This window comes from Mycobacterium sp. E796, assembly GCF_001672815.1.
Classification (GTDB): domain Bacteria; phylum Actinomycetota; class Actinomycetes; order Mycobacteriales; family Mycobacteriaceae; genus Mycobacterium.
This window is the reverse complement of the sequence record NZ_LZKK01000068.1, coordinates 1-12,221: the sequence shown is the minus strand read 5'-3', so window position 1 is coordinate 12,221 and position 12,221 is coordinate 1. Positions and strand designations below refer to the sequence as shown.

General features: G+C 70.2%; 15 protein-coding genes and 1 pseudogene. 9 read left to right on the top strand and 7 right to left on the bottom strand.

Going from position 1 to position 12,221, the window contains the following annotated elements; all coding sequences use genetic code 11:
- Window positions 1-159: 159 nt before the first annotated feature.
- Window positions 160-345 (bottom strand): hypothetical protein, encoded by a 186-nt coding sequence (locus tag A5706_RS06390; RefSeq protein WP_067156959.1) that lies wholly within the window; start codon window positions 343-345, stop codon window positions 160-162.
- Window positions 346-453: 108 nt separating this feature from the next.
- Here A5706_RS06390 and A5706_RS06385 point away from each other — a divergent pair, with 108 nt between their 5' ends.
- Window positions 454-810 carry a DUF952 domain-containing protein gene (locus A5706_RS06385; protein WP_156766978.1) on the top strand — a complete coding sequence of 119 codons (357 nt, stop codon included), beginning with the start codon at window positions 454-456 and terminating at the stop codon, window positions 808-810.
- Here A5706_RS06385 and A5706_RS06380 read toward each other — a convergent pair.
- A complete protein-coding gene (locus A5706_RS06380; protein ID WP_068128326.1) occupies window positions 795-1,172 on the bottom strand; it encodes a RidA family protein in 378 nt (125 codons plus the stop codon). The two genes, A5706_RS06385 and A5706_RS06380, sit on opposite strands and share 16 nt — an antisense overlap.
- 178 nt (window positions 1,173-1,350) lie before the next feature.
- On the opposite strand from A5706_RS06380, the gene A5706_RS06375 reads away from it, so the two are divergent.
- Both A5706_RS06375 and A5706_RS06370 read left to right on the top strand, forming a co-directional pair.
- The gene (locus A5706_RS06375; protein ID WP_068128323.1) at window positions 1,351-1,776 is read left to right on the top strand and encodes a nuclear transport factor 2 family protein; all 426 of its coding nucleotides are present in this window, start codon (window positions 1,351-1,353) and stop codon (window positions 1,774-1,776) included.
- A gap of 28 nt (window positions 1,777-1,804) precedes the next feature.
- On the top strand, window positions 1,805-4,450 hold the full coding sequence (locus tag A5706_RS06370) for an FAD/NAD(P)-binding protein (RefSeq protein WP_068128321.1): 2,646 nt from the start codon (window positions 1,805-1,807) through the stop codon (window positions 4,448-4,450).
- Here the strand turns inward: A5706_RS06370 and A5706_RS06365 are convergent.
- Window positions 4,447-6,006, bottom strand: a complete 1,560-nt coding sequence (locus A5706_RS06365; protein WP_068128319.1) for an RNA polymerase sigma factor — start codon at window positions 6,004-6,006, stop codon at window positions 4,447-4,449. The genes A5706_RS06370 and A5706_RS06365 overlap by 4 nt on opposite strands.
- A gap of 178 nt (window positions 6,007-6,184) precedes the next feature.
- Window positions 6,185-6,991, bottom strand: a complete 807-nt coding sequence (gene ppgK / locus A5706_RS06360) for a polyphosphate--glucose phosphotransferase (protein ID WP_068128317.1) — start codon at window positions 6,989-6,991, stop codon at window positions 6,185-6,187.
- A 102-nt stretch (window positions 6,992-7,093) separates the two neighbouring features.
- Between ppgK and A5706_RS06355 the strand changes: the two genes are divergently transcribed.
- Window positions 7,094-7,960: an inositol monophosphatase family protein gene (locus A5706_RS06355; RefSeq protein ID WP_068128315.1), complete on the top strand. Its 867-nt coding sequence runs from the start codon at window positions 7,094-7,096 to the stop codon at window positions 7,958-7,960.
- 4 nt (window positions 7,961-7,964) lie between these two features.
- Here A5706_RS06355 and cei read toward each other — a convergent pair whose 3' ends face one another.
- Entirely contained in the window at window positions 7,965-8,615 is a 651-nt protein-coding gene (gene cei / locus A5706_RS06350) for an envelope integrity protein Cei (protein WP_068128313.1), read from the bottom strand.
- 180 nt (window positions 8,616-8,795) lie between these two features.
- Between cei and A5706_RS06345 the strand changes: the two genes are divergently transcribed.
- A complete protein-coding gene (locus A5706_RS06345; RefSeq protein WP_036468275.1) occupies window positions 8,796-9,098 on the top strand; it encodes a DUF4193 domain-containing protein in 303 nt (100 codons plus the stop codon).
- A gap of 4 nt (window positions 9,099-9,102) precedes the next feature.
- Here A5706_RS06345 and A5706_RS06340 read toward each other — a convergent pair whose 3' ends face one another.
- Window positions 9,103-9,588: a DUF3093 domain-containing protein gene (locus A5706_RS06340; RefSeq protein ID WP_068128311.1), complete on the bottom strand. Its 486-nt coding sequence runs from the start codon at window positions 9,586-9,588 to the stop codon at window positions 9,103-9,105.
- A gap of 48 nt (window positions 9,589-9,636) precedes the next feature.
- Here A5706_RS06340 and dut point away from each other — a divergent pair, with 48 nt between their 5' ends.
- Window positions 9,637-10,089 carry a dUTP diphosphatase gene (gene dut, locus A5706_RS06335; RefSeq protein WP_068107290.1) on the top strand — a complete coding sequence of 151 codons (453 nt, stop codon included), beginning with the start codon at window positions 9,637-9,639 and terminating at the stop codon, window positions 10,087-10,089.
- Window positions 10,089-10,820, top strand: a complete 732-nt coding sequence (locus A5706_RS06330; protein WP_231985062.1) for a DUF3710 domain-containing protein — start codon at window positions 10,089-10,091, stop codon at window positions 10,818-10,820. Before dut ends, A5706_RS06330 begins: the two co-directional genes overlap by 1 nt.
- 65 nt (window positions 10,821-10,885) lie before the next feature.
- Here A5706_RS06330 and A5706_RS06325 read toward each other — a convergent pair whose 3' ends face one another.
- Entirely contained in the window at window positions 10,886-11,584 is a 699-nt protein-coding gene (locus A5706_RS06325) for a hypothetical protein (RefSeq protein WP_068128306.1), read from the bottom strand.
- Window positions 11,585-11,720: 136 nt separating this feature from the next.
- Here A5706_RS06325 and A5706_RS06320 point away from each other — a divergent pair, with 136 nt between their 5' ends.
- Together A5706_RS06320 and A5706_RS32900 are read left to right on the top strand one after the other, a co-directional pair.
- On the top strand, window positions 11,721-12,089 hold the full coding sequence (locus A5706_RS06320; protein WP_066935066.1) for an OB-fold nucleic acid binding domain-containing protein: 369 nt from the start codon (window positions 11,721-11,723) through the stop codon (window positions 12,087-12,089).
- A 23-nt stretch (window positions 12,090-12,112) separates the two neighbouring features.
- Window positions 12,113-12,221, top strand: a pseudogene (locus A5706_RS32900) (DUF3159 domain-containing protein); the annotation flags it as partial.

Sequence of the window (12,221 nt, the reverse complement as noted above, 5' to 3'; positions counted from 1 at the left end):
CCATTTTCTCCGAGTCGTCCCAGCTCTTGGCCAGGGTCCTGAGACTGATTCGCCGGACGTGGTGGCGGGACGGCCGCGCGGCTTGGACGCTCATACCCGTCCAGCATTACCGATGACCGCCCACGCAGCCCACATTGGCCAGGGGTGAGTTCGGCGGGACTAGCTTTCGCTGACCTCCAGCACGGCGTCCTGCTCGGTCAGCTTCGACTGGTGCTGGTTCGCGTGGTGCTGGCAGAAGAGAAGCTCAAGTCCGGAAGGCAGCTTGGCGCGGACGCGAGCAGCGGCACCGCAGCGATCGCAGCGGTCCGCTCTGGTGAGCTCGGGACTGGTCAGAGTTGCGTACATGGCTTCTCCGTTCTCGTTCATTCACTGTCTCAGACGTGTGGCGTTTTCGCCTTGTTCCCCGATCGTTATCGGGTGTGTCGTTTCTCACGAGTTTTAAGCTGGCCGACTGTGACCGTTCTGGTGCACCTGTGCGGGCGCGAGGAGTGGTCCCGCGCCCGCGATCGGGGCGGGATCTCGCCCGGGGCCGACGGGTCCCGGTTCATCCACCTGTCGACGCCCCAGCAGGTGCATCTGCCCGCCAACCGGCTCTACCGCGGCCGCGACGACCTGGTCCTGCTGCACATCGACCCGGCGCTGCTGGACTCGCCGGTGCGCTGGGAGCCCGGAGTTGCAACGGACCCGGAGTCGATGCGGTTCCCGCATCTGTACGGGCCGTTGCCGGTGCGGGCGGTGATCGGGGTCACCGACTATCCGCCTGCCGCGGACGGCACCTTCCAGCCGGCCGCGCCTCAGGAGCCGACGTAGGCGTCGGCCTCGATCTCCACCAGGAGTTCGGGGGCGATCAGTGCGGACACCTCGACCATGGTCGCGACCGGACGGATCTCGCCGAAGAACTCGGCGTGCACCGCGGCGACCTCACGCCAGCGCGAAATGTCGGTCACGTAGATGCGGGTGCGCACCACGTCGGTGAGCTCGGCACCCGCCTGCTCGAGCGCAATCGCAATGCGGCACAACGCGTCTCGGGCCTGGGCGGCGATATCACCGGCAGGGCCGGCGCCGGTCGTCCCGGCCACCGCCACGTGCGGGCCGACGCGCACCGCCCGCGAATAGCCCACCGCCGACTCGAAGTCGGAGCCGGACGACACCATTGTGCGGTTGGTTGACATGCGGTCACGGTACGCGCGATTGGCTTGGCCACCAAAGGCTTTACCCGCGCGGCCGCCGGTGGTAGGAGTGCTGTGTGGGTAAAGCAGCCCCGTTCACCGTGACGCGGGTCAACATCGTCACGCCGGACCGCGGAATCCGCATGGCCCAAGGAGTTTTCGTGCTCGTCGAGGCGGCGCGATGACCCCCGGCATCTCGGCCGGCGCGCTCGCCGCGCAGGAGGCGCGTTTCGCGCGGGCGTTCGCGGCCGGCGATGTGTCGATTGTGCGGGACCTCTATCAGCCCGACGTGGTGTATGTGAGCCCGACCGTGCGCCTCTTCGACTGGCCGTCCCCCATCGAGGGCGTCGAGCGCACGCTCGAGTTCATCGCGCTGACCATCCGCGGCTGCGCGGACATCCGCTACGAGGCAGTGGATTACGCCATCACGCCCGGCGCCGACACGGCGTTCGTGCGCGTCGAATTCGACTGGGACCAGGGCGGCCAACGCCTGCGCTCGACGTACGTGGTGGTCTACCGCTACCGCGACGGCCGGATCGCCCGCCAGGAGCTGTACTACGACCCCAGCGGAGCACTGGAGCAACTCGATCCGCCGAACCGGAATTAGCCGGCGACGGCCGATATAGCATTCCGCCATGATGCGCGTCGCGATCGTGGGCGGCGGTGCCGCGGGCCTCCTCGCCGCGGTCCATCTGCGCCGGCGCCAACCGGAGGCGCAGATCACGCTGATCGATGCGTCCGGTCGTCCCGGCACAGGCGCGGCCTACGGAACCGACGACCCGACCCACCTGTTGAACGTTCCCGCCGAGCGCATGTCCGCGTGGCCCGACGACCCCGATCACTTTTGCCGGTGGCTCGACGAGCGGGCCGTCGCCCCGGTCGAGAGCTTCGCGCCGCGCCTCGCATATGGCCGCTACCTGCGGGAACAACTCGCCGCCGCCGACGTGCGGATCGAGCGCGCGGAGGTCGTCGGGTTGGTGCCGGGCGCGCCGGCGTGCCTGACCCTCGGCGACGGACGTTCGCTGTCGGCGGACGCCGTCGTGCTCGCGACCGGGCGGCCCGCGGGCGGCATGCCCGAATCGCTGGAGCGTGCCTTCGCTCCGGTGTTGGCCTTGAACGCGGACTCGGCCACCGACGGCAAGGTCGTGGTGGACCCCTGGGCGCCGGGAGCGCTTGCCGCCCTGGCCGCGCGCCGGCCCGGCAGCGTCCTGGTGATCGGTTCGGGACTCACCGGCGTCGACGTCGCGCTGCATCTCATGGCGCGCGGTGCCGCGGTCACCCTGCTTTCGCGGCACGGCACGCTGCCGCGCCGGTTCCGCGCCACCGGCGCACCGGCCGAATTGCCCAACGTCGACGCCCTCGCCGACGACCTCTCGCTCGACGCATTGCGCACCGCGCTCACCGCGGACTTCGCGTACGCGCGCGAAAACGGTTGGGACTGGCGACAAGTCATCGACGCGCTCCGTCCGCGCACCGCCCGGCTGTGGCGGTCGATGGGGTGGGAAGACCAACGCCGGTTTCTGCGCGAAGACCTGCGGCAATGGGAGGTGCTTCGGCACCGCATGCCGCCCACGATCGCCGACGCGGTCTATCACGCGATCAACGGCGGCCAGCTGAGCATCGAGGCGGGTGAGGTCGCCGACGTGTCGCTGCGCGGCGACGGCGTCGAGCTGGTGGTCACGACGAGCTGGCGATCCATGCGCCGGCGCGGGGACGCCGTCGTCGTCGCCACCGGCGCCGCGTGGGATCGGCGGTCCCTGCAACGCTCCCCGCTCTGGGCGAACCTGCTCGACACGGGCGTCGCGTCGCTGCACCCGTGCGGCGTGGGGGTGCGGCTCGACACGGACGGCTATCTCGTCGACGCGACCGGCGGGACGGTCCCCGGCGTCGTGTGTCTGGGCTCGATCCGCCAGGGCGAGGAGTGGGAGACCACCGCGATCCCGGAAATCCGCGCGCAGGCAGCCGCCATCGCCGAGCTGCTCGCCACCGACACACACGAACGCCCGGTGCGGGTGCCCCGTCTCGTCCCGACCGGGCCGCGATCCACGGGTGCGTCCGCGGCGTACGCCGAGGGAATGCGTCGCCTGCTCGCGGTTCAGGACGGCGCGTCGGTCGCCTTCGCCGAAGCGGTCGCCGACGATCCGCACCACGCGCGTGCGCACGTCGCGCTCGCCATGATCGCGACGGAACGGCCCGACCGCGCCGGCGGCCCCGACGCCGTCACCGGCCACCTCGCGCGGGCGCGCGCGGCGCTTGCCCGCGGGAGCGACGAAGACCGCAGCCACGTCGAAGCGATCGCGACGTGGTGCGAGAAGGGAAACGCGGCGGGCACCGACGCGCTCATCGACCACCTCGAGCGAGTGCCGGACGACGCGGTCGCGTTGCTGGTGCTGGCGCCGTCGATCGCGTTCGCGGGGGCCGGTGACGCGTTGCCGGACGCGTGGCAGTACGTCGAGCGGTTCACCGGCGTGCACGGCGAGGCGCCGTGGTATCTCGGCTTGCGCGCCTACGGCCGCACGGAGCAGGGCCTCTGGTACGACGCGGCCGACCTGGCCGACGCCGCGCTCGAACTCGATCCGGGCAACGGCAATGCCGCGCACGCGCTGTCGCACGTGCACTACGAGACCGATGCGCACGGCGCCGGGCTGAAGTGGCTGACGGAGTGGATCGCGGGCGAGGGCCGCACCCAGCGCTACGTCCCGCACTTTCAGTGGCACGCCGCGCTGCACGAGCTCGCGATGGGCGACGCGGCCGCCGCGGCGCGCCGGTACGCCGCGTCCCTCGCGCCGCCGCACTCGAAGGACGTTCGCTGCCTCGTCGACGCCGGTTCGCTGGCCTGGCGCGCGCGCCTACATCCCGACTGGGTCACCCCGCCCGACCCGATGGCGGTGCTCGCCGAGGCCAGCTCGCTCGCGTACACGCCCCAGACGCCGTTCATCGCGTTTCACGCGCTGTTGGTACTGGCCGCCGCGAACGACCCGGCCGCGATCCGCGCGATCGATGTTCCCGGCGCCACCGACGCGCAGGCATCGACGTTGCGCCTCATCGGCGAAGGCCTCATCGCGTTGACCGAGGGCGAGCCGCGCGCCGCGCTCGACTACCTCATCGAATCGCTGCCCGGGCTCCCGTCCATCGGCGGCAGCCGCGTGCAGCAAGAAGTCATTCTCGAAACGGCGTTGGCGGCGATGCTGCAGCTCGGTGCGCCGGGTCAAGCGGCGCGCCTGCTGTCCCGGCATCGCGCGGCCCCCGGGCCGCCGGTGACCCGTGGTGCCGTGAACTAGTCGAGGTAGTCGCGCAGAACCTGAGAACGGCTGGGGTGGCGCAACTTTGACATCGTCTTGGACTCGATCTGGCGGATGCGCTCGCGGGTCACGCCATAAACCTGCCCGATCTCGTCCAGGGTGCGCGGCTGGCCGTCGGTGAGCCCGAAGCGCAGCCGTACTACGCCGGCTTCGCGCTCGGACAGCGTCTCCAGCACCGACTGCAACTGGTCCTGCAGCAGCGTGAAAGACACCGCGTCGACGGCCACCACGGCCTCGCTGTCCTCGATGAAGTCGCCGAGCTGGCTGTCGCCCTCGTCGCCGATGGTCTGGTCCAGCGAGATCGGCTCGCGCGCGTATTGCTGGATCTCGAGCACTTTCTCGGGCGTGATGTCCATCTCCTTGGCGAGCTCTTCGGGCGTGGGCTCGCGGCCCAGGTCCTGAAGCAGCTCGCGCTGGATGCGACCCAGCTTGTTGATCACCTCGACCATGTGGACCGGGATGCGGATGGTGCGCGCCTGGTCGGCCATCGCCCGGGTGATGGCCTGGCGGATCCACCACGTGGCGTAGGTGGAGAACTTGTATCCCTTTGTGTAGTCGAACTTTTCGACCGCGCGGATGAGACCCAGGTTGCCTTCCTGGATGAGGTCGAGGAACGCCATCCCGCGGCCGGTGTAGCGCTTGGCCAGCGACACCACGAGGCGCAGGTTCGCTTCCAGCAGATGGTTTTTCGCGCGGTCGCCGTCGCGGCAGATCCACATCATGTCGCGGCGCTGGGCGGCGGGCAGTTTGTCGCCGCGCTCGGCGTGCTCGGCCATCAGCTGCGTGGCGTACAGGCCGGCCTCGATGCGCTTGGCGAGCTCGACCTCTTCCTCCGCATTGAGCAGCGCCACCTTGCCGATCTGCTTGAGGTACGCGCGAACCGAGTCCGCGGACGCGGTGAGCTCGGCGTCCTTGCGGGCCTGGCGCAGCGCCTCGGATTCGTCTTCGTCCCAGACGAAATCGCCGGAAGCCTTGTCCTTTTCGGATGGCTCCGCGATCTCCTCTTCCTCGACGGCGGCGGTCTTGGCCTTCGCGGCGGGCGCGGCCGCAACCTCCTCGCCGTCCTCGGCGTCGTCCGCCTCGAGGTCGGCCTCCTCGCCCTCGGCGGCCACGTCGACTTCGAGGTCGTCGAGGTTGAGGTCGTCGGCGTCGATGTCCAGGTCCTCGCCGGGCTCGACCTCGAGGTCCGGCTCGCCGTCGAGATCCTCCACCTCGACCTGGGCGTCGGCGTCGAGCTCGAGGTCGGCGTCGCCGCCCGTCGCGCCTTTGGCCGCCGCCTTCGTGCCGCGGGCGGATGGCGCCTTGGCGCCCTTGGCCGCGGAGCGGGCTTTCTTCGGGGCCTCGTCGGGCGCTGCGGCCTCGGGCCCACCGGCGGACTTGGCGGGCCGCGGCGCGGCCTTGGCGGCCCGCTTCGCCGGGGCGGCGGCGCCATTGGCGGCCTTCGCCGGCGGGCGCTTGGCGGGGGACGATGGAGACTTCGTGGCGGTGCGTTTCACCGGCTCATCGGTCGCCGGGCTTGCCTTGGTCGCTGCCACTTACACCCCTTCGGTCGGACGCACTTTCGGTGGGTTTGGGCATGGCTAACCGAAAGTGTCTGCTATGTCGAATGTCGGCGTTGGAGATCAGCGTGAGTGCTCGCACGCTTTCAGTCGGGCGGTCGCCGAGGACCATTGTAACGACAGCACGCGCTCCTACCGGCCTACCGGGCAAAATTCAGTGCGTCACGTCCGAGGTGGCGGCCATCGCCGCGCCGACGATGCCGGCGGTGTTTTGCAGGGCGGCGGCCACCACCGGGGTGCGGTTTTCCAGGAGCGGCAGCCATTTGTCGGCCTTGCGGCTGATGCCGCCGCCGGCGATGAACAAGTCGGGCCAGATCGCATTTTCGATGGCCACCAGCACCCGTGTGACCTGCTGGGTCCACTTTTCGTAGCTCCAGCCGTTGCGTTCTTTCACCGACGACGCCGCGCGCTGCTCGGCCTCCTTGCCGCCGACCTCGAGGTGGCCGAATTCGGTGTTGGGAATCAGGGTCCCGTTGTGAATGACCGCGGACCCGATCCCGGTGCCGAACGTGAGCAGCACGACCAGACCCGATTGTTCGCGGCCCGCGCCGTAACGCTCCTCGGCGAGCCCGGCCGCGTCGGCGTCGTTGAGGATCGTGACGTCCTGGCCGTTGAGCTCGGCGCTGATCACGTCCCGCGCGTTGGTTCCGATCCACGCCTTGTCGACGTTGGCCGCCGTCTGCACGACGCCGTGCGTGACGACGCCCGGATAGGTCACCCCCAGCGGCCCGGTCCAGCCGAACCCGTTGACGACCTCGGCGATGGCCTTGGCGACGGCCTGCGGCGTCGCCGGTTGCGGGGTCAGCACCTTGATGCGTTCGCCGATCAGCAGCCCCGTGTCCATGTCGACGATGCCGCCCTTGATGCCGCTGCCGCCGACGTCGACGCCGAACCCCCGGCGCTGCGGCTTGCCGGCGGCCGCGTCGGGTGGCGCGCCCGTGATCGAGTCGGTGCTGGTCATCGAAACTCCTCGGCGAGACTTGGCCTGTCCGATCACCTTAGCTCGACCGGTACCCCGGCTGGGGGGTCTGCGCAGCCCTGGCGTCTGTGATGCGATGGACCGGTGACGCGACCTGACAACGAGCCCGCGCAACTGCGTTCGGTGGCCGAAAAGTTGGCCGCCGAGGCCGCCGAGTTCGTGCGGCGCCGGCGCGCCGAGGTGTTCGGCCCCACGGCGTCGGTCGCGGCCAGTGGTGCCGTGCGGTCGAAGACGACCCCGACCGACCCGGTGACCGTCGTCGACACCGAGACGGAGCGGCTGTTGCGGGACCGGTTGGCCGAACTGCGGCCCGGCGACCCGATTCTCGGGGAGGAGGGCGGCGGGCCCGCGGACGCGCAGTCCGGCGCGGTCACCTGGGTGCTCGATCCCATCGACGGCACAGTGAATTTCGTCTACGGCATCCCGGCCTACGCGGTGTCGGTGGGCGCCCAGATCGACGGCGTGTCGGTGGCGGGGGCGGTCGCCGACGTCGTCGCCGGGCGCGTCTACTCGGCGGCGAGCGGCCTCGGCGCCCACGTCACCGACGATCGCGGAACGCGGCCGCTGCGCTGCGCTGCCGTCGACGATTTGTCGATGGCGTTGCTGGGCACCGGGTTTGGTTATTCACGCCGGCGCCGGGCGAGTCAGGCGGCGCTATTGGCGCACATCCTGCCGGCGGTGCGCGACGTGCGCCGCATCGGTTCCGCGGCGCTGGACCTCTGCATGGTCGCGGCGGGCCGGTTGGACGCCTTCTACGAGCACGGGCTGCAGGTGTGGGACCGCGCGGCCGGCGCGCTGATCGCGGCCGAGGCGGGCGCCCGCGTCCTGGTGCCCGAGCCGAACGGCCCGGTGGGCGGTGCAGGGTTGGTGGTAGCCGCCGCCCCCGGAATTGCCGACGAGCTGCTGGCCGCCCTGCAGCGTTTCGACGGCCTGGCGCCGCTGCCGGAATGACGGGTCAGCAGCTGCTGGCGTGAATCTTTTGCAGCAGTGCGGGATCCGACGGTTCGGTGGCACCGGGTCGCAGGCTGGCCAGCACCGCGTCGATGTTGTCATTGTGGGCCAGCGCGCTGAACTCCGTGCCGAGCGCCAGGTCGACGGAGTCGTCGGCGCGGTTGTCGTTGAACAGCTCGGTGCACGGCGCGACGAGCCACACGGCGGCCGCGGTCGCCTGCCCGGCCGTGCCGAAGCGGATCTGGCCCACGCAGTTCAGCCGGGTGCCCGCGTAGAGGGGATCGTTGGCGGCGGTCGGCTGGGCGAAGCCGAGGTCCTTCATCGCGCCGGCGACGTCGCCGGCCTGCCCGCCGCGGCCGCTGGCGTTGAGGACGCGCACCTTGGTGTCGGCGAGCTTGGCCGGGTTGACGTCGGCCATGGCGCTGCGGGACACCTGCTCACCGAGTTGCGGCGCCGCCGAGCCGGGCGGCTGCGGCGGCGGGTTGCACACCACCGCCTCGTGCACCTTCGCCGGCCGCGTCAGCGCCACCGTCCACACCACGGCGGTCGCCACCACCAGCAGCGCCACGACGACGATGGCGGGTCGGGGGTTGCGGCGCCGAAAGGGGCGTCCATGCTTGTCAAAAGCGGTACCCTCGGTGATTTGCGCGACCACAGGGGAACTCTAACTGCACCGTTTGAGGCTCAAGACAAGGGTCGACCCGGGGATGTGACGTAAATCACACCTTAATGGTGGGGGATACGGGCACGAATCATTTGGTGGATGCGTTCGACGCTGGTACAAAGCGTTGCTTGAGGTTAACGAGGCCTGTTGAGGGGATAGGGCGGGAAAGATATGCCTACCGACTATGACGCTCCGAGGCGCACCGAGACGGACGACGTCTCGGAAGACTCGCTGGAGGAGCTCAAAGCACGGCGGAACGAGGCGGCCTCGGCCGTGGTCGACGTGGACGAATCCGAATCCGCCGAGAATTTCGAACTACCTGGCGCCGACCTGTCCGGCGAGGAGCTGTCCGTTCGCGTCATTCCGAAGCAGGCTGACGAGTTCACCTGCTCGAGCTGCTTTCTGGTTCAACACCGCAGCCGTCTCGCCAGCGAGAAGAACGGCGTGATGATCTGTACCGACTGCGCAGCCTGAACGGTCAGCTGCGTAATGCCGACAGCACCCGCTCCGGGTGGCGGCAGCTCACCAGCCAGTACGGCGTGGGATCGTCTGGGTCATCGAGGACGACCAGAACCATCGGGCCGACCCATGCCCGGTGCAGGACGTAGGCCGCCGGGTCGAGCTGCCGGCCGAGCGCTGCGGACTTCGCGGTGGGGGCTATCTCGGCGGAGCGGGCGATCACGTTGACCGGCAGGTGCGCGTCGCCGGCCCACAATTCGACCCCGCCCGGGGCGGCCGGGTCCGCGGTGACGCGGATCTCGACCCGACCCAGCCACAGCAGCGTCCCGGCGGCCACCACGAACAGCGTTGCGTACGGCAGCCAGTGGGGCAGGGAACGAACACCGAGGTTGACTTCGAAAGCGATCAGCGCGGCCAGCCCGAAAGCCAATGGCCACCACCACCATGGCACCCAAAGGCGTTCGCGATATCGCACATTGTGCGGCGCGACGCGGGTATCAGACACGCGGTCAAGGGTAGTCTGTGGCCCCGTGTCGACCAGTCTGGCTTTGAAATGAAAGTTGTGCGCCTCGACCCCGAGCTTCCGCTGCCCAGTCGCGCCCACCACGGCGACGCCGGGGTCGACCTGTACAGCGCGGAAGACGTCAAGCTAGATCCGGGGCAGCGGGCTCTGGTGCGAACGGGCGTTGCGGTCGCCATTCCGTTCGGGATGGTGGGGTTGGTGCATCCCCGCTCGGGATTGGCTGCGCGGGTGGGGCTTTCGATCGTCAACAGCCCGGGCACCATCGACGCCGGCTATCGCGGCGAGATCAAGGTCTCGCTGATCAACCTCGACCCGGCGGAGCCGATCGTGGTGCACCGCGGTGACCGGATCGCCCAATTGCTGGTGCAGCGGGTCGAATTGGTCGAGCTGGTCGAGGTGTCGTCGTTCGACGAGGCCGGGCTGGCCGAAACATCCCGTGGCGATGGTGGTCACGGTTCCTCCGGCGGACATGCGAGTTTGTGATGGCACTTGGTAGATCAGGCAAAGACGACAGCGACGACGGCCTCGAGACGGAAGCCGCCGCGGATCCGGTCGACGACGAGTTCGAGGACGAGCTCGAGGGCCCGTTCGACATCGACGACTTCGACGACCCGGCGGTCGCCGAGCTGGCCCGCCTCGACCTGGGTTCGGTGCTCATCCCCATGCCGGAAGCCGGTCAGTTGCAGGTCGAGCTGACCGAGACCGGCGTGCCCAGCGCGGTGTGGGTGGTCACGGCCAACGGCCGTTTCACGATCGCCGCCTACGCGGCCCCCAAGACGGGCGGCCTGTGGCGTGAGGTGGCCGGTGAGCTCGCCGAGTCGCTGCGCAAGGACTCGGCGAAGGTCAGCATCAAGGACGGCCCGTGGGGCCGGGAGGTGGTCGGCACCGCCCAGGGCGTGGTGCGCTTCATCGGGGTCGACGGGTACCGCTGGATGATCCGCTGCGTCGTCAACGGGTCGCACGAGACCATGGAGGCGCTGGAGCGCGAGGCGCGAACGGCGTTGGCGGACACCGTGGTTCGCCGCGGCGACACACCGCTGCCGGTGCGCACGCCGTTGCCCGTGCAGCTGCCCGAGCCGATGGCCGAACAATTGCGGGCGGCCGCGGCCGCCCAGCAGCAGCAGGCCCAGGAGCAGCCGCCCGACGAGCCGGCGGCCCGCCGCAGCGCCGAGGGATCGGCGATGCAGCAGCTGCGCACGACGACCGGCGGCTAGCCCCCTGGACTACGTGGCGATCGCAAGCGCGGCATAGCCGGGCGAAGCGGGTCGCCACCCTTGGACTACAGCTCGGCCAGCGCGGCCAGGCAGGCGGCACCCAGCGCGGCGGTGTCGGTGCCCATCTGATCCAGCGTCACGGTCCGCAGCGCCGCCCGCGGCGCGGCGGCGACCCAGTCGACGGCCACCTGCAGCGGGTGGATGGGGTCGTCGACCGCCGCGGCCACCGCCAGCGGCGCGGCCAGCCGGGCCAGGTCGGCGCAACTGGGCGCGACGTAGGCCGCCGCCTCGTCCATGGCGTCGGGCAATTGCGGCCATTGGGCGCGCCAGGACCGGGTCAGCTCGTCGGCCAGCCACGGCGGGCTGGATGCCCGCATCTGCGTCGTCGTGGCCGCCAAACCGTCGGCGCGCAGCTGCGCCGCCGAGTGTCGCGCCGCCAATGCGGCCGGCGCTTCGTGCGGGGCGCCGGCCCACGCGGGCAGCGCGGCCAGGACGGCGACCGTGCGCTCGGGATGGGCCAGCGCCCACGCGGCCGCCACGGCCGCGCCTATCGAGACCCCGCCGACGCCGATCGGGCCGTCGCGCGCCGCGTCGTCCAACGCCGACAGGTACCCGTCGACCAACCGATCCGGACGCGGCGACGGGGCGACCAACGTGGCGCCGACATCGCGCAACGGGCCAGAAAACGCCCGGTGGACGTAGTCGTCGTCGGAGCCGGTTCCGGGCAACAGCACCGTCGCGACACCGCGCAGATCGACAGTCACCCTTCGATATTGCCCGGCCCTCAGACAGCGTCCAACATCACGTTTCGTTCTGTTGGCACCGGGGAACCAAGAGGTCTACGGTGTCCGTTGGCATAGAGAAAGCGCCGAAGCTTTATCACCAGTGTCAGGAGGGGCCATGGGGGCCCAAGGGTATCTGCGCCGGCTCACCCGTCGATTGACGGAGGACCCGGAGCAACGCGATTCCGAAGAGCTGTCGGACGAAGTCGACAGCGCCGGCGCGCAGCGTGCGATCGATTGTGAGCGTGGCCAGGAGGTCACCATGATCGGCACCCTGCGCAGCGTGGAAACGAACGGCAAGGGTTGTTCCGGCGGGGTCCGCGCGGAATTGTTCGACGGCACCGACACGGTCGCGCTGGTCTGGCTGGGTCAGCGCCGCATCCCCGGCATCGACTCCGGCCGCACGCTTCGGGTGCGGGGCCGGCTCGGCAAGCTCGAAAACGGGACCAAGGCGATCTACAACCCGCACTACGAAATTCAACGGTGACCGTCCCCGGCGATCGGGGAAGCGTGACCACCAATCGTGTTGCCCCGGAGCGGCTGCTGACCCAGGTTGGCGGGGTGAGCGGCCTGATCTACTCGTCGCTGCCGGTGGTCGTCTTCGTCGCGGTGTCCAGCC

Bases quoted from the DNA above. Each gene is read 5' to 3' on its own strand.
- A5706_RS06390 (WP_067156959.1), bottom strand. From the start codon at position 345: ATGTACGCAACTCTGACCAGTCCCGAGCTCACCAGAGCGGACCGCTGC.
- A5706_RS06380 (WP_068128326.1), bottom strand. From the start codon at position 1,172: ATGTCAACCAACCGCACAATGGTGTCGTCCGGCTCCGACTTCGAGTCG.
- A5706_RS06375 (WP_068128323.1), top strand. From the start codon at position 1,351: ATGACCCCCGGCATCTCGGCCGGCGCGCTCGCCGCGCAGGAGGCGCGT.
- A5706_RS06370 (WP_068128321.1), top strand. From the start codon at position 1,805: ATGATGCGCGTCGCGATCGTGGGCGGCGGTGCCGCGGGCCTCCTCGCC.
- ppgK (WP_068128317.1), bottom strand. From the start codon at position 6,991: ATGACCAGCACCGACTCGATCACGGGCGCGCCACCCGACGCGGCCGCC.
- A5706_RS06345 (WP_036468275.1), top strand. From the start codon at position 8,796: ATGCCTACCGACTATGACGCTCCGAGGCGCACCGAGACGGACGACGTC.
- dut (WP_068107290.1), top strand. From the start codon at position 9,637: ATGAAAGTTGTGCGCCTCGACCCCGAGCTTCCGCTGCCCAGTCGCGCC.
- A5706_RS06330 (WP_231985062.1), top strand. From the start codon at position 10,089: ATGGCACTTGGTAGATCAGGCAAAGACGACAGCGACGACGGCCTCGAG.
- A5706_RS06320 (WP_066935066.1), top strand. From the start codon at position 11,721: ATGGGGGCCCAAGGGTATCTGCGCCGGCTCACCCGTCGATTGACGGAG.